Annotated in this window: 19 protein-coding genes and 1 tRNA gene; 11 read left to right on the top strand and 9 right to left on the bottom strand. The window is 50.9% G+C overall.

Features of this window, described 5'->3' with window-relative positions; genetic code table 11:
* Positions 1–40 precede the first annotated feature (40 nt).
* The 4 genes from ABXT62_RS11445 to ABXT62_RS11430 all read left to right on the top strand — a co-directional run bounded on the left by ABXT62_RS11445 (position 41) and on the right by ABXT62_RS11430 (position 4,655).
* On the top strand, positions 41–1,360 hold the full coding sequence (locus ABXT62_RS11445) for a nucleotide sugar dehydrogenase (protein WP_415355421.1): 1,320 nt from the start codon (positions 41–43) through the stop codon (positions 1,358–1,360).
* A 251-nt stretch (positions 1,361–1,611) separates the two neighbouring features.
* Entirely contained in the window at positions 1,612–1,860 is a 249-nt protein-coding gene (locus tag ABXT62_RS11440) for an acyl carrier protein (protein WP_415355420.1), read from the top strand.
* Positions 1,861–2,047: 187 nt separating this feature from the next.
* Positions 2,048–2,719 carry a transglutaminase-like cysteine peptidase gene (locus ABXT62_RS11435; RefSeq protein ID WP_415355419.1) on the top strand — a complete coding sequence of 224 codons (672 nt, stop codon included), beginning with the start codon at positions 2,048–2,050 and terminating at the stop codon, positions 2,717–2,719.
* A gap of 25 nt (positions 2,720–2,744) precedes the next feature.
* Positions 2,745–4,655, top strand: a complete 1,911-nt coding sequence (locus ABXT62_RS11430) for a LapD/MoxY N-terminal periplasmic domain-containing protein (RefSeq protein WP_415355418.1) — start codon at positions 2,745–2,747, stop codon at positions 4,653–4,655.
* A 73-nt stretch (positions 4,656–4,728) separates the two neighbouring features.
* Here ABXT62_RS11430 and ABXT62_RS11425 read toward each other — a convergent pair whose 3' ends face one another.
* The 9 genes from ABXT62_RS11425 to ABXT62_RS11385 form a co-directional block, all read right to left on the bottom strand.
* Positions 4,729–5,349: a class I SAM-dependent methyltransferase gene (locus tag ABXT62_RS11425; RefSeq protein ID WP_415355417.1), complete on the bottom strand. Its 621-nt coding sequence runs from the start codon at positions 5,347–5,349 to the stop codon at positions 4,729–4,731.
* Between the two features lie 399 nt (positions 5,350–5,748).
* Positions 5,749–8,100 (bottom strand): fibronectin type III domain-containing protein, encoded by a 2,352-nt coding sequence (locus ABXT62_RS11420; protein WP_415355416.1) that lies wholly within the window; start codon positions 8,098–8,100, stop codon positions 5,749–5,751.
* A 233-nt stretch (positions 8,101–8,333) separates the two neighbouring features.
* Complete coding sequence (locus ABXT62_RS11415; RefSeq protein ID WP_415355415.1) at positions 8,334–9,413, bottom strand: fibronectin type III domain-containing protein; 1,080 nt, start codon at positions 9,411–9,413, stop codon at positions 8,334–8,336.
* Between the two features lie 365 nt (positions 9,414–9,778).
* The gene (locus tag ABXT62_RS11410; protein ID WP_415355414.1) at positions 9,779–9,964 is read right to left on the bottom strand and encodes a DNA-processing protein DprA; all 186 of its coding nucleotides are present in this window, start codon (positions 9,962–9,964) and stop codon (positions 9,779–9,781) included.
* Positions 9,965–10,141: 177 nt separating this feature from the next.
* A complete protein-coding gene (locus ABXT62_RS11405) occupies positions 10,142–10,825 on the bottom strand; it encodes a leucine-rich repeat protein (protein WP_415355413.1) in 684 nt (227 codons plus the stop codon).
* A gap of 140 nt (positions 10,826–10,965) precedes the next feature.
* Positions 10,966–11,550: a hypothetical protein gene (locus ABXT62_RS11400; protein ID WP_415355412.1), complete on the bottom strand. Its 585-nt coding sequence runs from the start codon at positions 11,548–11,550 to the stop codon at positions 10,966–10,968.
* A 79-nt stretch (positions 11,551–11,629) separates the two neighbouring features.
* Entirely contained in the window at positions 11,630–13,291 is a 1,662-nt protein-coding gene (locus ABXT62_RS11395; protein ID WP_415355411.1) for a hypothetical protein, read from the bottom strand.
* 213 nt (positions 13,292–13,504) lie between these two features.
* Entirely contained in the window at positions 13,505–13,705 is a 201-nt protein-coding gene (locus ABXT62_RS11390) for a hypothetical protein (RefSeq protein WP_415355410.1), read from the bottom strand.
* Positions 13,706–13,955: 250 nt separating this feature from the next.
* Positions 13,956–14,042 (bottom strand) — tRNA-Leu (locus tag ABXT62_RS11385).
* Between the two features lie 201 nt (positions 14,043–14,243).
* Between ABXT62_RS11385 and ABXT62_RS11380 the strand changes: the two genes are divergently transcribed.
* Genes ABXT62_RS11380 through ABXT62_RS11350 form a run of 7 tightly spaced genes read left to right on the top strand, consistent with a single transcriptional unit; the run spans position 14,244 to position 18,460 of the window.
* Positions 14,244–14,576, top strand: coding sequence for a hypothetical protein (locus ABXT62_RS11380; protein WP_415355409.1), 333 nt, complete (start codon positions 14,244–14,246; stop codon positions 14,574–14,576).
* A gap of 49 nt (positions 14,577–14,625) precedes the next feature.
* Positions 14,626–15,690 carry a tRNA preQ1(34) S-adenosylmethionine ribosyltransferase-isomerase QueA gene (gene queA / locus ABXT62_RS11375; protein WP_415355408.1) on the top strand — a complete coding sequence of 355 codons (1,065 nt, stop codon included), beginning with the start codon at positions 14,626–14,628 and terminating at the stop codon, positions 15,688–15,690.
* A 2-nt stretch (positions 15,691–15,692) separates the two neighbouring features.
* Entirely contained in the window at positions 15,693–16,814 is a 1,122-nt protein-coding gene (gene tgt / locus ABXT62_RS11370; protein WP_415355407.1) for a tRNA guanosine(34) transglycosylase Tgt, read from the top strand.
* Positions 16,814–17,137 carry an NGG1p interacting factor NIF3 gene (locus tag ABXT62_RS11365; RefSeq protein ID WP_415355406.1) on the top strand — a complete coding sequence of 108 codons (324 nt, stop codon included), beginning with the start codon at positions 16,814–16,816 and terminating at the stop codon, positions 17,135–17,137. Before tgt ends, ABXT62_RS11365 begins: the two co-directional genes overlap by 1 nt.
* Positions 17,134–17,751 carry an NUDIX hydrolase gene (locus tag ABXT62_RS11360; RefSeq protein ID WP_415355405.1) on the top strand — a complete coding sequence of 206 codons (618 nt, stop codon included), beginning with the start codon at positions 17,134–17,136 and terminating at the stop codon, positions 17,749–17,751. Before ABXT62_RS11365 ends, ABXT62_RS11360 begins: the two co-directional genes overlap by 4 nt.
* Positions 17,748–18,272 (top strand): gamma carbonic anhydrase family protein, encoded by a 525-nt coding sequence (locus ABXT62_RS11355; RefSeq protein WP_415355404.1) that lies wholly within the window; start codon positions 17,748–17,750, stop codon positions 18,270–18,272. Before ABXT62_RS11360 ends, ABXT62_RS11355 begins: the two co-directional genes overlap by 4 nt.
* Positions 18,269–18,460: a DUF1289 domain-containing protein gene (locus ABXT62_RS11350; protein WP_415355403.1), complete on the top strand. Its 192-nt coding sequence runs from the start codon at positions 18,269–18,271 to the stop codon at positions 18,458–18,460. The genes ABXT62_RS11355 and ABXT62_RS11350 overlap by 4 nt, the downstream gene beginning before the upstream one ends.
* The last annotated feature ends 53 nt before the right edge of the window (positions 18,461–18,513 follow it).

Below are 18,513 nucleotides of genomic sequence, written 5' to 3'. Positions count from 1 at the left end.
GCTGTGGGTTTTGGGTAGTTAGACAAAGAGTAAATAGCGGATGGAAGATTTAGACACGATAGCAATCGTTGGCCTTGGATATGTTGGGTTGCCTCTGGCAGTGGCTTTTGGTCGCTTGCGTCGCACCATTGGTTTGGACTTGAATGTCGAAAAACTGAATTTTTATCGGGCGGGCACCGACCCCAGTGGTGAAGTGGAGCCGAAGCAGTTGGCTGCGGCGACTATGCTTGAGTTTTGCAGTGATGCCAGTAAGTTGTCTGAGGCACAGATTATCATCGTGGTTGTGCCCACCCCGATCGACGAGGCCCGACGGCCCGACCTTTCGCCTCTTGAGGGTGCTTGTCGCTCCGTAGGTGCACATCTACGACCGGGGGCTACAGTGATTTTTGAATCGACGGTTTATCCTGGTTGTACGGAAGAAATTTGCGTCCCGATATTAGAGCAAGCGTCGGGATTATCTTGGGCCGGCCGGAACTCCAATAGCGCTGATATCGAGGGTGGCTTTTATGTTGGCTACTCTCCCGAGCGTATTAATCCTGGAGACAAGGAACATCGTCTGGAAACAATCATCAAAGTGGTTTCCGGGGATACACCGGAAACGCTTGATAAAATAGCCAGGCTCTATGGCGAGGTAGTGAATGCGGGCACGCATCGAGCGGCAACGATTAAAGTTGCTGAAGCGGCCAAGGTTATTGAAAACACACAGCGAGATCTTAATATTGCGCTAATGAATGAATTGGCGGTGATTTTTAACCGCCTGGGTATTGATACGCTTGATGTTTTGGAGGCAGCAGGCACGAAATGGAATTTTCTCCCTTTCCGGCCTGGCCTGGTCGGAGGCCACTGTATTGGTGTCGATCCCTACTATCTGACGTATAAGGCAGAGACGGTTGGCCATCATCCGCAGGTTATTCTGGCTGGACGCAAGACAAACGACAATATGGGAAAGTTTGTGGCTGAGCAAACGGTCAAGCAATTGGTGCAGCACGGCCACCGGGTGAGTGGCGCTAAGATTGCTGTATTGGGTCTGACATTTAAGGAAAACTGCCCCGACTTGCGTAACTCTAAAGTGGTGGACATTATCGATGAGCTGCTGGAGTACTGTTGTGAGGTAATAGTGCACGACCCTCTGGCGAATGCCGCGGAGGCGCTTTCAGAGTATGGGATAGCACTTTGCGAACGAGAGGATTTAAGAGGCTGTCAGGCAGTTATTCTTGCTGTTCCGCATGCTCAATACCTTCAAATGAGCGTGGCGGAGTATGGAGAGATGATGGACGAAGGTGCCACGTTGATAGATCTAAAATCTGTGTTAGATCGGGAAGAATTAGAAGCTGAAAAATTGAAAGTGTGGCGACTGTGACGTCTAATGCTGGTGGTCTTGGCGCGAGATCTGTCATCGCCCACTGAGTTTCAGGAAAATCATTTCCATCGTTGGGCGACACAGATTCATCTGCTGTTGTAGTTAAAAGTCACCGCGAAAACGTTTCGGGTCAAAATTCTACCTTGAGAAGATTTTGGTGCAAGGTTAGCATGGTGCTATTGGGTGGGTTAATTGCTGCTATTTCCATTCCATTCTCCCACACAACGCATTCAACGGTAATAAAGAGAGTTATGAATATTCAGTCAGATGTCATCGCGATCCTGCAGTCAAACCTGGGTGTTCCTGTTGGTGCCATCATGCCACACCCGGATACCCCCGTTTTGGGCGCAATACCGGAAATGGATTCCATGTCTGTTATTGGCATCTTGGCCAGTCTTGAAGAGCAATATGGTATTACGGTTGATGATGATGAGATTAGTGCCGATGTTTTTGCCACGGTGGGTAGTCTGACCACTTTTGTGGAGTCTAAGCTCAGATAGCCATTGAGCCATTGAGCCATTGAGCCATTGAGCCATTGCGTGCCGGGACATTATAGTGTCGATTTGTGGCACTATAGGCTGTCGCTGAACGAAAATACGTTTTCGAGGCGTGCGCAGCCGGCTATCACGTGACCCCGGTTCTATTCGCCTTGCTGTAAACGACCATACTTAATATGGACCGCTGAATATGCCTTTAGGCATCAATATCCTGCGCTGGCTAGTCATTGTGTCTCTGTTGACCGGCACTCTAGTGCTGGCAAAGCCCGATCTAGACCGCATGCAAGGCTTGGCGCTGAGCCGGTATGGCCAGAATGCGGCTGACCTAGTGGCTCAATGGCGCGTCATGATTGACGACATTCAGGATCTTCCAGACGAGCAGAAACTGGTCAAGGTAAATCATTTTTTCAACTCGAAGATTCGCTGGGTGGAAGACCCTGAGGCTTGGGGGCAGAAAGACTATTGGGCGACACCGTTAGAGACCATGGGTAATGGCGAGGTTGACTGCGAGGATTTTGCCATCGCCAAGTATGCAACCCTGATCCTGGCCGGTGTTGATGTGAATAGACTGCGCATTACCTATGTCAAGGCGCTAATGGATGGCCGCAATGGCAATGTTTACGCAGCGCACATGGTGTTGGCTTATTATGCCGCTCCTTCAGCCGACCCCATGATTCTTGATAATCTGATCCGCTCAGTGCGCCCAGCTTCCAGTCGAAAAGACCTGACACCCGTCTATGGGTTCAACAGCAATGGTTTATGGGTTGGAGGTGCCGCGGCGCCGGCTACCACTGATCCTGGGGCCAAGCTTTCACGCTGGCGCGATGTGCTTCAGCGTGCAGCAGCAGAAGGGTTGGGTTAAGCCATGAATGCAAGGGAGTACTGATATGTCTTTATATAAACAACTTTGGCTGGCGGTCATATTTTTGTTGACCCTTGTGTTTGTGGGTAGCGTTATCGTGACTAGTCTCTCGGCGAAGACTTATCTCCAGCAGCAGTTAAGCATGAAGAATTCCGATAACGCTACAGCGTTGGCTCTTTCGCTTACGCAGCAGGATGCTGACGAGGTGTTGCTGGAGCTCACTCTTTCAGCGCAATTTGATACGGGTTTTTATGAGCTAATTCAACTCACTGACCCCGAGGGAGTGGTCACCATCTTGCGCGAAGATACCCAGGATACAGGGGACGCTCCCGACTGGTTTATGAAGCTTTTTCCTATTGAGGTGGAGCCGGGCATCGCCAGTGTTATGAAGGGTTGGCAGCAGGTAGGTTTGCTTACACTGCGCAGTCATTCTCGCTTTGCTTATGCTGAGCTGTGGCATAGCACGCAGAAGATGGCGATAGTATTTCTGTTGGTCATGATTCTGGCCGGTGCGTTGGGCAGTTATCTGCTTAAGATTATATTGCGACCGCTTGAAAACGTGGTAGATCAAGCCAAGGCAATTGGCGAACGTCGTTTTATTTCCATTCCCGAGCCGAAAACACTGGAGTTTCGCCAGGTAGTGAAGTCCATGAATAACCTGTCTGAAAGAATCAGGCAGATGCTGGCGCAGGAGGCCAAGCGCCTTGAAAAGTTGCAGCGCGAAGCTCATGTCGACAAGGTGAGTGGACTGATGAACCGTGAGCCATTTATGAGATCACTGGATGCGGCCTTGCACAGTGATGATGTTAATTCAGCTGGCAGTATTTGTTTGGTGCGGCTGACTGGACTCATGGGGCTCAATGAAAAATATGGGCATACGTTCGTTGATAGTATGATCGCGGACATGGGCGCGGGCTTGAACAGTATCGTCACGGACCACAGCCGTTCGGCCGCCTGTCGTCTGAATGGGTCAGATTTCGCACTGCTGGTCCCGCGTGCCATACAAGCGGATCAGGCCGCGAAAGAAATTCAACAGGCGCTTAGAGCAGTCCTCGAAGACCGCAGTATCGATGATGATGTGCCATTGCCTGCTGCGGCGAGCCTCTATCAGCAGGGGGATACCATTGGCGAGATTATGACCCGTCTGGACAGTTCTATGTTGATCTCTGCTAACGAAGGGATTTCACGCATTAATATCGCGGCAAAAGGCGATATATCGTTGACCTCTGTGCGAGAACAGATGGTCCATTGGCGTGATATATTTGACCACGCGTTTAGCGAGGGCCTTTTCTCGCTTGCCACCTTTCCGGCCATCGGCACCGATGGCGGATTGTTACATATTGAAGCGCCGGTGCGCCTTGCATGGGAGGGAGAGCTCATTACCGCTGGCCAATTTCTACCTTGGGTTAACAGGCTCGAGATGTCACGTATGTTGGATCAGCAGGTGGTCCAACTGGCACTGCAAAAAATTGAAGAAACAGGCCGGCCGGTGAGTGTCAATTTGTCAGTGGCGGCTGTGGTGGAGCCGTCCTTTGCTGAATGGATTAGCGAGCAGTTATCTGTACATGCAGATGCAGCAGAAAAACTGTGGATGGAATTAGCCGAACCAATGGCTTTTCGTCATCTCAGTGGCTTCAAATTACTGTGCAGCCGGGTCAAGGAGTACGGCGCTAAAATCGGTATCGAGCATATGGGCCACCAGCTGGCGGCATTGGGCGAGCTGCATGATGTGGGCTTGGACTATCTAAAAGTGGATGCCAATTTTGTACGCGACATCAACGAAAACACAGCAAACCAAAACTTATTGAGTAATCTGTGTGCCGTAGGTCATTCTATTGGTGTGATCGTGATCGCTGAGGGCGTGCGCTCTGACGAAGAGTGGGAGACACTGAAGGAAATAGGATTCGATGGCGCCACGGGGCCAGGAATTGTCTGAAGGTGGTCGGCCTGCCATAACGCTAGGTACTGATGGGGCTAAGAGGATACCAGTGCGGGCGCCGATTTAATGTCTACAGTGGACGCTTATTTACGGTAACCCACAGAAATGTTTCACCACCGATATTTCTGTAATCGATGGAATCAATATTGAAACCAATATCTTCTAAATCAATATACAGTTCATCGGGAGCTTTGTGGCTGTAATATAGCTCCTGTCCCATAAAATTTTTGTAGCCATCAAATGATTTTTTGCCCGTGTACTCTTCCGTTGCATAAGTAAACAATGCTTTTCCATTTGGAAAAAGCCACTTGTGAAATTTTTTAAACATGTCTTTGTGCTTGTCGACTGAAATATGAAATAAGCTGTAGCTTGCTATGATTGCGTCGAATTGATTTGATTCGAAATCAACTTCACTGATGTCTGCATGCATTGTTGGCATTTCTGGCACATATTTGGATGCTAATTGAATCATCTGTTCTGAAAAATCCACACCGACGACTGACCAGTTATGATCCGTAAAGTAACGAGCAACCGGCTCACCCGCTCCACATCCTAGATCAAGCAATTTTCCATTTTCCAGGTCTAGTGTCGAGTAAAAGCCATCTAAAACATCAGACATATCAAACTGCCCACGATTCTCTTCGTAGGTTTTTGCAAAAGCATCATAAATTTTTCTGAGTGTATTGTTCATTATTTTCTTTACGGGTACTGACGGTTACAGGGATAGCGGAGTATAAATTTCACCGATTCTCAGTTTAAAAACGCCATAAAACAATAGCCCACTTCTTTCCCGCTTTTTTTGCGAGTAAAGTCAGAAAAAATGAGAAATGTCCTATAAAAATAATGGTACCGAAGGCCGGACTTGAACCCTAACCCCCGCATAACCCAGCCATACAGCCTATAGTGACAACTCAGAAGGAAATGTGTACCAAAAAGTGTACCACGCTGACGGGGGATGGAATAGCGGCGCGGAGAGAGCTGTCGTTAGGGTAACAGCCTTGATCGACTGACAGTATGCAAGCTGGAGCGCCTGACAGCAAAACGACTCCCGAAGGAGCCGCTGTGTGTTGCATTAGTCGAGCGAGCTTACTCAGACTTTACGAAGCTTCCTGATGCCCACCAGCGACAGCAAACCCGCCATAATGCCCAAGAGCCACAGTGGGCTAGTTGGGACAGGCGTGGCGCTAGACGGCGGCGTGCCGGAAGGCGGAGGCGCGACGGTGTCTGGGCCCCCGACAACGAATGGTTCACTCGTTGCAGATGCGGGACTCGTTCCTATAATGTTCGTCGCTGTTACAAAACACTCATACGTGTCGTCATTGTAAAGCGAGGTGACTGTAATAGGTGACGTGGGGCCAACTACGTTTACCCGAACCCGCCCCGAACCCACCACACGGAGGCAGGAGGCTGTGTAGCTGGAAGCTGGCGAGCCATTGTCAATCCCCGGGGTAAAGGCGACGGTAAGCTGACCGGCGCCTGGCGTTATCGAGTCTATGGTCGGGGCGTCCGGTGGCGAGCAAACTATCGACGTCGCTGTGATCGTGGTCGAGCCATTGCTAAAGTCCTGCGGCCAACCCGTTGTCCCTTCACAGTAGGTGATCGTCGTCAGGTTGGGATTGACATCGAACATAGCTTCTCTTTCGGTGGAGCCGCTGCCTGTCGTGTTGAGTTGAAAGTCACCAAAGTTGCCCCCAAAGTGCGCGCTGGTGAGGGCGTTGTCGGAGAAAGCAGCTACCTCAATGGTCGTAACGCTGGATGGAATAGTCACGCTGGTGAGGGCGTTGCTCAAGAACGCCTGACCACCAATGGTCGTCACGCTGTCTGGAATAATCACGCTGGTGAGGGCATTGTATTGGAAAGCATCACGCCCAATGCTCGTAACACTGTAGGTGGTAGAGCCATCCGCAACCGTCGCAGGAATGACCATATCAGTGTCAGTGTTACCCGATGCACGGCCCGTTACGTCAACAGTCGTCCCACTGGTGATAGAATAACTGAAGCCACCGACATCAAAGGCCAGAGCTGGCGCAGGCGAGCAATCTACCGGCGTCGTTCTTATGCCGCTAAAGGTCTGCGGCCAATTCCTTGCGTCTTCACAAGACGTAATCGTCGCTAAATTGGGATTGCTCTCGAAGGTGTTGGACGCAAACATGCGAAAGTTGCCTTCAAAGGCCACGTTGGTGAGGGCATTGCCGTCAAAAGCAAGGGACCCAATGGCACTCAGGCTGTCTGGAATAATCACGCTGGTGAGCGCGTTGCTCAAGAAAGCCTGCTCACCAATGGTCGTCACGCTGTCTGGAATAATCACACTGGTGAGGACGTTGTACTGAAAAGCCGCACCCACAATGGTCGTAACGCTGTTCCCGATCGTCACACTGGTGAGGTCGTTGACGGCAAAAGCAGAGGACTCAATGGTCGTCACGCTGTCTGGAATAGTCACGCTGGTGAGGGCGTTGCTCAAGAACGCCTGACCACCAATGGTCGTCACGCTGTCTGGAATAATCACGCTGGTGAGGGCATTGTATTGGAAAGCATCACGCCCAATGCTCGTAACACTGTAGGTGGTAGAGCCATCCGCAACCGTCGCAGGAATGACTATATCAGTGTCAGTGTTACCCGATGCACGGCCCGTTACGTCAACAGTCGTCCCACTGGTGATAGAATAACTGAAGCCACCGACATCAAAGGCCAGAGCTGGCGCAGGCGAGCAATCTACCGGCGTCGTTCTTATGCCGCTAAAGGTCTGCGGCCAATTCCTTGCGTCTTCACAAGACGTAATCGTCGCTAAATTGGGATTGCTCTCGAAGGTGTTGGACGCAAACATGCGAAAGTTGCCTTCAAAGGCCACGTTGGTGAGGGCATTGCCGTCAAAAGCAAGGGACCCAATGGCACTCAGGCTGTCTGGAATAATCACGCTGGTGAGCGCGTTGCTCAAGAAAGCCTGCTCACCAATGGTCGTCACGCTGTCTGGAATAATCACACTGGTGAGGACGTTGTACTGAAAAGCCGCACCCACAATGGTCGTAACGCTGTTCCCGATCGTCACACTGGTGAGGTCGTTGACGGCAAAAGCAGAGGACTCAATGGTCGTCACGCTGTCTGGAATAGTCACGCTGGTGAGGGCGTTGCTCAAGAACGCCTGACCACCAATGGTCGTCACGCTGTCTGGAATAATCACGCTGGTGAGGGCATTGTATTGGAAAGCATCACGCCCAATGCTCGTAACACTGTAGGTGGTAGAGCCATCCGCAACCGTCGCAGGAATGACTATATCAGTGTCAGTGTTACCCGATGCACGGCCCGTTACGTCAACAGTCGTCCCACTGGTGATAGAATAACTGAAGCCACCGACATCAAAGGCCAGAGCCTGAGCCGATAGCATCGAAATAAGCAAGAATGCGAATGAGGCGAGTACGCCACGCTGTGGTGCTGTTAGTTTCATAACAAGAGCTTGCCGTGGTTTATTGGCGGCAGAGGATAACACAGGAATTCCGATGGGTCGCATCGGTGCTGCGGGCTTGAGAGCAGTGTTGTTGTGGTCGAGTGAGACACTAAACGTACAACCCAGACAAGCCCCTTTTGCGCACCACAGGGGCCAGGTGGGGGGAGGAATACCTGACAGCAAAACGGCCCCCGAAGGAGCCGCTGTTTATTGCATTCGCCGAGCGAGCTTACTCAGACTTTACGCAGCTTCCTGACAGCCACCAGCGACAGCAGTCCTGCCATGATGCCCAGTAGCCACAGTGGGCTAGTTGGGACAGGCGTTGCGCTAGACGGCGGTGTGCCGGTGGACGGTGGCGGCGTGCCGGAAGGCGGAGGCACGACAGTGGCTGGGGCCCCGACAACGAATGGTTCACTCGTTGCAGATGCGGGACTCGTTCCTATACTGTTCGTCGCTGTTACAAAACACTCATACGTGTCGTCATTGTAAAGCGAGGTGACTGTAATAGGTGACGCGGCGCCATCTACGTTTACCCGCCTCAAGACACCGACACCGAGGCAGGAGGCCCTGTAGCTGTAAGTCGGCGAGCCATTGTCAGTCCCCGGGGTAAAGGCGACGGTAAGCTGACCGGCGCCTGGCGTTATCGAGTCTATGGTCGGGGCGTCCGGTGGCGAGCAAACTATCGACGTCGCTGTGATCGTGGTCGAGCCATTGCGAAAGTCCTGCGGCCAACCCGTTGTCCCTTCACAGTAGGTGATCGTCGTTAGGTTGAGATTGACATCGAACATGTTGAGTTGAAAGTCACCAAAGTTGCCCCCAAAGGCCGCGCTGGTGAGGGCGTTGCCGCCGAAAGCATATTGCCCAATGGTCGTAACGCTGTCTGGAATAGTCACGCTCGTGAGGGCGTTGTTGTAGAAAGCAGCCTCCCCAATGGTCGTCACGCTGTTTCCAATGGTCAGGCTGGTGAGGCTGGCTGTCGGGCCTGAGAAAGCAAAATCCCCAATGGTCGTCACGCTGTCTGGAATAATCACGCTGGTGAGGAAGTTGGTGAAGAAAGCACCATCCCCAATGGTCGTAACGCTGTTTCCGATGGTCACGCTGGTGAGGAAGTTGCCGAAGAAAGCAAGATCCCCAATGGTCGTCACGCTGTAGGTCGTTCCGCTATCCACAACAGTGGCAGGAATCACTATGTCCGTGTCAGTGTTACCCGCTGCGCGGCCCGTTACCTCGACGTCAGTAGCATTTAAGATGGTATAACTCAGGCCACCAACATCAAAGGCCAAAGCCTGAGCCGATAGTAGTATTGAGAGCATTAATACTGCAGGAGCGAGTAGATGGCGTTTTAGGGCTGTGGCAATTGGTTGCCAGTGGTTAGACAAGCGGAGGACGTGGTGCGAGCAGCTAGAGGAGTTGACGCTCTAACGAACGGGCATTCTAGCAGTGCTCTGGTGTACTCTAGAGCGACCGGAAGCTTATGGGAGCGAGACAGTGCAATGAATAGATATCTAAAGTTCGTGGCACAACTGTCAGCAGCGATAGTACTCATCGTTTTCCTTGTGTATTTATTCGGCTTTATCGGTGTAGTCTTATGGGGCCTATCTGATTAGGTTTCCAGCGCCTTGCCCTGCCTGTGCTTCTATTGAGGCTAGGAGTTTCCTTGAGCTAGCGCTGTGTTTGTTCAAGCCGCCTCAACAACCAGCACCCCCAAGGATAGACCGCTGATAATACGATTGCGTTTGGGAAAATTTTGCCGCAGCGGAGGCGTACCTGGAGGAAACTCCGTCACGAGGCAGCCTGCCTGCTTCAGCTGCCGCGCCAGCGCCTGATGACGCCGAGGATAAACTGCATCGATGCCTGTGGCCATCACTGCAACCTGTTATAACCCGTCAGTGGTATAAGCGAATGGCGGAGAATATGGCGCGGAGAGTTAGCTGTTGCTGGTGTTGCTACTGCTCAACTATAAACCATGCACGTAGTGACGCCTCACAACAAAACGGCCCCGGAGGAGCCGCTGTGTATCGCATTGGCCGAGTGGACCTACTCAGGACGGAGGCTTCCTGACAGCCACTAGTGACAGCAAGATAGCCATGATGCCCAGTGGCCGCAGTGGGCTTACAGGAACTGGTGTGGCTGTCGCTGGAGGGGCTACTGCTTCCGCGGTGACACTTCCTGTTAGGCCAGTGCTAGGCGTAAAGGTTACGTCATCCCATCCCGTAGCGCCTTGAGCATAGGTGATGCTCGCTAGCTTGGGAGTGACGGTAAACATTGCGAGCTTGAATATTCCGAAATCTCTTAAAAAGGCGGCGCTGGTGAGGGCGCTGTTGTCGAAGAAAGCAGCATTCTCAATGAGCGTCATGCTGTCTGGAAAGGTCACGCTGGTTATGAAATCGGAGCGAAAAGCACCCCCCTTAATGAGCGTCATGAACTCTGGAAAGGTCTCGCTGGTGAGGCCGTTGGCGCGAAAAGCCTGAAATCCAACGCTCGTAACGCTATAGGTTGTCCCGCTATCCACAACAGTGGCAGGAATCACTATATCCCTTGTAGTGTTGCGCGATGCACGGCCCCTTACTTCGACATCAGTCGCGATCGTGAAGGGGTTGACGTAATAGGTGATGCCATCGAAATCAAATGTTTGCGCCAATGCCTGAGCCGACAGCATCGAAATGAGCAAGAGTGCGAATGAGGCGACTACGCCACGCTGTGGTGCTGTTGTAGTGCGGGTCATTGGGAACATCATCCGTAATCGATAGATATGTATGCATAGAAGACTGCTGAGTGACTCTGCGAGAGAGGGCAAAGAATAGGTTGTTTTTGCTTGGTGTCACAGGGTGCAAGAGCCCCCGCAGAGCAGGGAAATGCCCCTGATTAACTCGTGTGCGCTACGTGCTGTGTGAATTCAGTTTCGAGCGCAAACCAATCATTGGTCGCCATGAGAAAAGGCATTAGACGATGCAGCACTAGGAGCTGGGCCAAGCCGTGAGCTCGCTCTCCTTCAGGTGTGAGCTTGTCTTTGATCTTTGCTAAGCGATTCTCCACGCTCTTAACCGTTGACTGCGTGCCATGTGCGATAACCTTACGTGATAAGCCTTGGACAAACATGTTGAGCACCGACAAGTCTGTGCGCGTCAGGTGGTGACCATTGGGTAGCTCCAACACTTCCAAATGATTGTTTAAGAGCAAGGGCCAGCCGTTGTAGTGCGACGATGGGCTGACTACATATGATTTAGAACGGAAGCCACCACCTCGTAACGGTGTTCTATGCTTAAGCGCTTCCATCCAGCCATTGGACGTTGCTGCCCTTACACTGTTGCTGATGGGTTGGTGTTTAGTGAGCATCTTGTGTTCTAGCTCAAGGATGTACTCCTGGTGGTTTTCAGACAGTCCCATACCCTTGGCTAGCTCCATGCGCTCCCACTTCATATCTGGATGATATGCTTCCAAGCCAGCCATGTCGGTGAGCTCCTAATCAATGTGGATGTAGTAGCCCTCTTTATTTACCCTATGGTTCGTAGGCGGTTCTAGGCGTCTGCTAGGTGCTGCACATGACATAGTTTTTATCCTGCGTTTCCAGATAAATTATTTTAGGATTTACGGTTTCGCTCTTCACACTAAATAGCGCAGTGTGCTTTCTATCGCTGTATTTTGGCTTGCCGACAAAGCTAAAGCTTTTAACTAAATCATCATCTCCGATCAGTAAAAAATATCCAGACGCAATGTCAAAATCCCCCGTCAGTTCGATACCCATCACAGAGTTTTTATACCTTGCAGAGCGGTTTACTTTCAATATTTCGCAGCGCCCATCACGTCTGGTGAGTGAGGTTATAGGATGATCTAAAAAACTCAAACCCTCGTGAGAAAAGACTGATAATTTATTCTTTTTCAAGTACTGATATTGTATCTCCCGAAGGATCTTTCCTCGTACCTCGCTGCTTGGCCCTAGGCCTCTTTCATCTCCCGGAGAAAGGGCATACACAGCCATTTCCGCTCTCGATTTAATAATCTTTTCACTGGGGTGTGATACACCAAAATCTAAAGCTATAAACACGACATTTATAAAAATAAATGCGATGGAAAAATTTCGGATAAGTCTAGTATCATTTTTCACCAGTTCAAAAGCTAATAGAAGACTTGCCCAGTTGAGTATTGTTGCGTACCAAATGTATCGAGGGACTGGAGGAATATCCGGGCTGGTTGAAAATCTCAGCCATACTGCAGAAAAAATTGAGACTGCGGCAAATGAAGTTGCGTAAATGGCAAATCTTTGATGCAACCTCAAATCGTATCTGTAATGGTAAATACTCTGTAATGAAAGCAGGATAACGGCTAGCTGGGCTAACGAATAGGCAATTGCGAGGTAGCCGGCCGAGGTGCGGTCAAAGTTTTTTTCGAGGAAAAAATGATAGACGTGTCCACTAAGCTGTTTCAAACTATTTGAGAACACCACTTCGAAATTAACTGCAGATACGGATGATTTACGACCTAGTGATGAGGAAAGGTGGTTAAAGTAAAACAAGACACACGCTATGATGAGCAAAGATAACAGAGTCAATAACGACCACCTCTTGCGTGAATAGCACTCTAACGTACCCACTGCCAGAACAATAATAAATGTTTCTAATGAAAAAAACCCCAATGCTGCCACGAATACAGTTATCAAGCTCAGTAGAGTCTCGTTTACTCGACCATGTGTACCCTGCAGTAACTCGCCAAGCAGCACTGCAAATGCAAGAATAGACAATAAGCACGCAGCCGCCATTACATCCAGCATTGGGTATGTAAAGGCGGTCTGATTTGACATTGAAAGCCACAGCGTCATTAGTAATGAGGCGCTTGCTACAGTGCTAAAAACCCCTAGTCCTAATCCTCTTTGGCGCCGCAATATGCACAACAAAAGTCCAAAAATGATGAACTGTGCGCTATAGACGATGTTGTGCAATAGACTAAGATTACCGCTACTTAACTGGGTGTCTAGCCATAAGACAGCAGTCGGAAAAGTAAATGTATGCTCGTTGTGGAAGAAATACGCGTTTATCGGTGCCCCTGTCCTAAGCTTCTCGGTGACTCTCCATGAATCGAAATATAACAGGTTCTCTGTACTCCCATGGGAGTAATGAAGTACAGATAAAGCTGATAGCAAAAAAAGAATTCCAATTACAGCAAAAGTTAGTTTTATGGTTTTTTCGAACCTCATACGTCCATCTCCTCTGCATCAGATGGTGTTCCATTCTCGAAGCCATGCGTAACATCAGTCTGCGCCTGCTTCAAAGCAGCAGTTGAGAAAACGGCTAGCAGTAGTAAATTCGCAGTCATTATATAGTTATGTAATATTTTAGCGGGTAAATGCGATACGCGCTCTAATGGGTATTATAAATGGGGATTTCCCTAAGTTTTATCATTGCAGGAATCAACCAGCCACCACGTGCTGATCACCTGTGAAGTTGGAGCGGGCTAGCACATGATGTAAGCCGCTCACTTGGCTCTCGAGGAAGTCAATGTTGCCTTCACGGTCTCTGGCGTCGATCGTTAGGTGTTCTTCGTAGAACTGCTCACTCGCTTCTTCGACATACTGCCGTATGGTTTCCCTGATCTGTTTGTCGGTTAGCACCAATCGCGTCCTTGCCAATCTCTCTAGTAGTGATTCAACTGCAACAGCTACGGCTCTAGCAGGTTTGCTAGCCAGTCTGCGGGACGATGTGTTGAGAGTATGCCGTAGCTCCTTGGTTAAAAGCAGCGGTCTGTGGCAGGGACGGATGATATAACGGAAGTAAGAACCAGAGGGTTTGAGTAGGAAATTTTTGTGCCAACTCATAATCACAGTTGCGGCAAACCCTTTGAATAAAGGGCTATACGTTGCTTGGTACCGAAGGCCGGACTTGAACCGGCACTCTCTTGCGAGAATCGGATTTTGAATCCGACGTGTCTACCAATTTCACCACTCCGGCAAAGAGGGCTGGGATGACGCCACTATAGACGAAGCTCCCTGCAGAGCGCGCGAGTATAACAATCTAAAATGAAACTTCAATAAATTTCCTTAACCTTAGGAAATTTTGCCTGTACACTGCCCGCCGGTTCCGATGTGAACTGAATCTATGAATGTCGCTCACAGTGGCGCGATTAATCTGAGTATCTAGGGAGAAAAGAGCATGGCGATGAAATTAGTTAAAAAAACGGCTGAATACAGCATCTACAAACGTGGTGACGAGCGTTACGCTGTTAAAGATGCCAATAAAAAGGCCGTTAATGGCGAAGAAAAGGCACGTATCCTGTTGGCAGAAGACTTGATCAAAGTCACACTGCCTGCTAAGCCTGTGGTTGAAGAAGAGGCCGTTGTTGAGGCGCCAGTGGAAGAAACCGCTCTAGCAGAGGCTGCTGTCGAAGAAGCGCCCGCTGAAGAGGAGGCTGCTGTTGTAGAAGAAGCGCCTGCTGCAGAAGAAGCGCCTGCTGAAGCAGCTCCTGCCGAGGAAGAAGAGAAGTAAGCTTCCGGGCTTGCTTCTCAGAGCCGGCCCAGCGCCGGCTTTTTTATCCATGAAACGCAGCGACTTCAATTACCTTTTGCCCCCGCAATTGATCGCCCAGCACCCGCTGTCTGAGCGCAGTGCGAGCAGGCTTTTGGTGCTGGACGGTGCTAAAGGAGCCGTCCGTCATCAGCGTTTTTACGAGCTGCCTGATTTTCTGAATTCTAACGATTTACTCGTCTTTAATGACACTCGGGTGATCCCCGCTAGGTTATGGGGACAAAAAGTCACCGGCGGCAAAGTGGAGATTCTGATTGAACGGCTGACGGGTTCACACACCGCTGTGGCCCATATTCGAGCCAGTAAATCTCCGCGGGCCGGGTCGGTTATTCATCTGTGTGAAACGGCAGAGTGTGACCCCGGGCCTTTTCAGTTGGCTGTCACCGGGCGTGAGGGGGATCTGTTTTGTGTGTCCTGTGAGGGCAGCACTGCGCTGGCCGATATTCTGCGGCACATTGGCCATATGCCCCTGCCTCCCTATATTGAGCGTGAGGATGACAGTGCTGATCAGGACCGTTACCAGACGGTCTATGCTGCGCGTGAAGGTGCGGTCGCTGCGCCTACTGCGGGCTTGCATTTTACCGAGGATTTACTGGCACAGATCGACGCCCTTGGGGTCAGACGAGTCGCCGTGACCCTGCATGTCGGCGCGGGTACGTTCCAGCCAGTGCGAGAAGAAGACATCGAACGACATGTGATGCACAGTGAATTTGTCGAGTTGAGTGAGGTCGTGTGTGCAGCGGTACGAGAAACACGAGCGCGTGGAGGTCGAGTCATTGCGGTGGGTACAACAGCTGTGCGCTCGCTGGAGTCTGCTAGTATGGCCACCGGCGAGATACAGCCCTTCGTTGGGGACACCAACATTTTTATTTACCCTGGATATCGTTTTCATAGTGTAGACGCCATTGTTACCAACTTTCATTTGCCTGAATCAACACTGCTGATGTTGGTGAGTGCCTTTGCAGGTAGGGAGACTATAATGGCGGCATATTTGAAGGCCATAGAGGAGGAGTACCGCTTTTTTAGTTACGGTGACGCCATGTTTATCACGAGTGAACAGAAGGATCAGAGTTAACCATGAGCGGCCATTGTGATATGCAGTTTGAGCAGTTAGGCAACGATGGTTCGGCCAGACGTGGACGTTTAGTGTTTCCGCGCGGCAAAGTAGAAACCCCTGCGTTTATGCCGGTTGGGACTTACGGTACTGTTAAGGGCATGTCGCCGCGGGACATACGCGCCACGGGTTCCGAGATCATTTTGGGTAACACCTTCCATCTGTGGTTGCGTCCGGGGACCGCGATCATCGAGCAGCATGGGGATCTGCATGATTTTATGGGTTGGAATGGGCCTATTCTGACAGATTCAGGCGGGTTCCAGGTTTTCAGTCTGGGTGCTATGCGAAAAATTTCAGAGGCTGGTGTCGCATTCCAGTCACCGGTTGATGGCGCTAAGGTTTTCCTGGATCCCGAGACGTCGATGCAGATCCAGCGCAGTTTGGGCTCGGATATTGTCATGATCTTTGATGAATGTACGCCCTATCCGGCGACTGAAACAGAGGCGCGACAGTCGATGGAGCTGTCCCTGCGCTGGGCGCTGCGCAGCAAGTCTGCGCATGGAGCTAGTTTGGCCTCGCTGTTTGGTATTGTGCAGGGCGGAATGTATCCGCAATTGCGTCGGGAATCTCTCGCTGGGCTGGTCGATATCGGTTTTGACGGTTATGCCATCGGTGGGTTGTCGGTTGGAGAACCTAAAGACGAGATGCTCAGTGTGCTCGATACCCTGGGTCCTATTTTGCCCGTTGATAAGCCGCGTTATCTAATGGGCGTCGGAACACCTGCAGATCTGTTGGAGGGGGTGAGACGGGGAATTGATTTGTTCGACTGTGTAATGCCTACGCGTAACGCCCGTAACGGCAATCTGTTTACCTCGCACGGGTCGCTTAAACTGCGCAATGCCTGTCACAAGACAAGCACGTTGCCACTTGATGTGGAGTGCGATTGTTATACCTGTCAGAATTTTAGCCGTGCGTATCTGCATCACCTGGATAAGTGCAACGAGATTCTTGGTTCCCAGCTGAACACTGTTCATAATCTGCATTTTTATCAGCAGCACATGGCGGCGATTCGCACTGCAATTGACGACGGTGTTCTGGAGCAATTTTCCCAGGAATTTTATGTGCGGCAGGCACGGGGTGTGTAATGTATAAACTGTGCTTCTATGTGCCAGAATCTCATGTAGAGCAGGTTAAGGCCGCTGTTTTTGCAGTTGGGGGAGGGCGGATTGGAACTTACGACAGATGCTGCTGGCAGGTGCTTGGTGAGGGAGAATTTCGGCCTTTGCAGGGCAGTAGCCCTTTTTTGGGCCAACAGGGCGAGCGTAAAACGGTGGCGGAGTATCGAGTGGAATTGGTGTGTGAGGCTGAATGTATCCGAGCTGCAGTAGCAGCACTGCTGGATGCCCATCCTTACGAACAGCCCGCCTGGGATGTTGTTGTGTTGGCCACTGAGTTGCCACACTCATGATCCATTCTACTGCGCTGTTGCGGCGTGTCGACGCAGGTCTACCGCTGTATAAAAAGGCCTGGAAGCGACCGTTGGGAGAAGGTCAGTGGCCACAGGCTGCTGTTCTGGTGGCGCTTACTGAAGAAACTGAGCCTCGTGTGTTGCTGGGTCGCCGCGCGATGCATCTGGCACTGCACCCCGGAGAAATCGCCTTTGCCGGCGGTAAGCGCGAGGTGGAAGACCTCTCGCCTTGGGAGACTGCAACACGTGAAGCGATGGAGGAAGTCGGCCTGTCATTGGGAATGATTCAGCCGTTGGGAGAGTTAGAGCCGCTGATGACGCGGACTGGCTTTGAAGTCTTCCCCTGTGTAGCCAGTGTGCCTGCCGCCCCTGACTTAGTGGTTGATCCTGGCGAATTTGATAGCGTATTTTTTGTGCCACTGGCTGTTTTTGGCGATCCCGCTATATTTCGCCTGAAAACGATGTCTTATGGCAGCGAGTCTTGCCGTGTGCCGCATTATCAAGTGGGCAAGGACAATATTTGGGGTGTCACCGCGGCTATACTGGCGCTGCTGGCCAATGTCGCCTACGATGCGGGTTTTGATTTGCAGCGCGATTGGAAACAACAACCATGAAATACAGTCTGGGTGATAAACAAGTGACGCTGGTGGGTGAAGGACATTTTATTGCACCAAATGCAGTGGTTATCGGTGATGTCATTTTGCATGAGAACGCCAGTGTATGGTTCAGTTGCGTGCTGCGCGGTGATGCTGATCGTATTGAGGTGGGGGCGGGTAGTAATATCCAAGACGGTACGGTGATGCACGCGGATCCGGGTTTCCCGCTGACAGTGGGGAAGAACGTAACGGTGGGTCACAATGCGATGTTGCATGGCTGCACCATTGGAGATGGCTCACTGGTGGGTATCAATGCTGTCGTTCTTAACGGGGCGAAGGTAGGAAAAGGCTGTCTGATAGGCGCCAATGCATTGGTGACGGAGGGTATGGAAATTCCCGACGGTTCTCTTGTGTTAGGATCGCCTGCTAAAATTAAGTCCCAGTTATCTCAGGAGCAGCAACTGGGCTTGATCTACAGTGCAGATCATTACATTCGCAACGGTCAACTTTATAGTGCACATCTCAAGGAGCAGGAATGAGCATTGATGATTCGAAATCACCTTGCATTTCGATATGTGCTTTGGACGAGAATGACATCTGTATGGGGTGTTACCGCTCTGCGGAGGAAATCACCGACTGGTTTATGTCCACCAATGAGCAAAAACAGGAAGTATTGCGTCTTGCACGTGAGCGCTGTCAGGCAAGCACCACTATCCGACTTCTGTAAATGTATGTGTTCGTGGAGTCTTGGATGATTTGGAGTGCACCGTCGCGGACAGA

It is taken from the genome of Halioglobus sp. Uisw_031 (assembly GCF_047729875.1).
GTDB lineage: Bacteria > Pseudomonadota > Gammaproteobacteria > Pseudomonadales > Halieaceae > Marimicrobium.
Note: the sequence above shows the minus strand (reverse complement) of the source record. Positions and strands in the feature narration are given on the sequence as shown.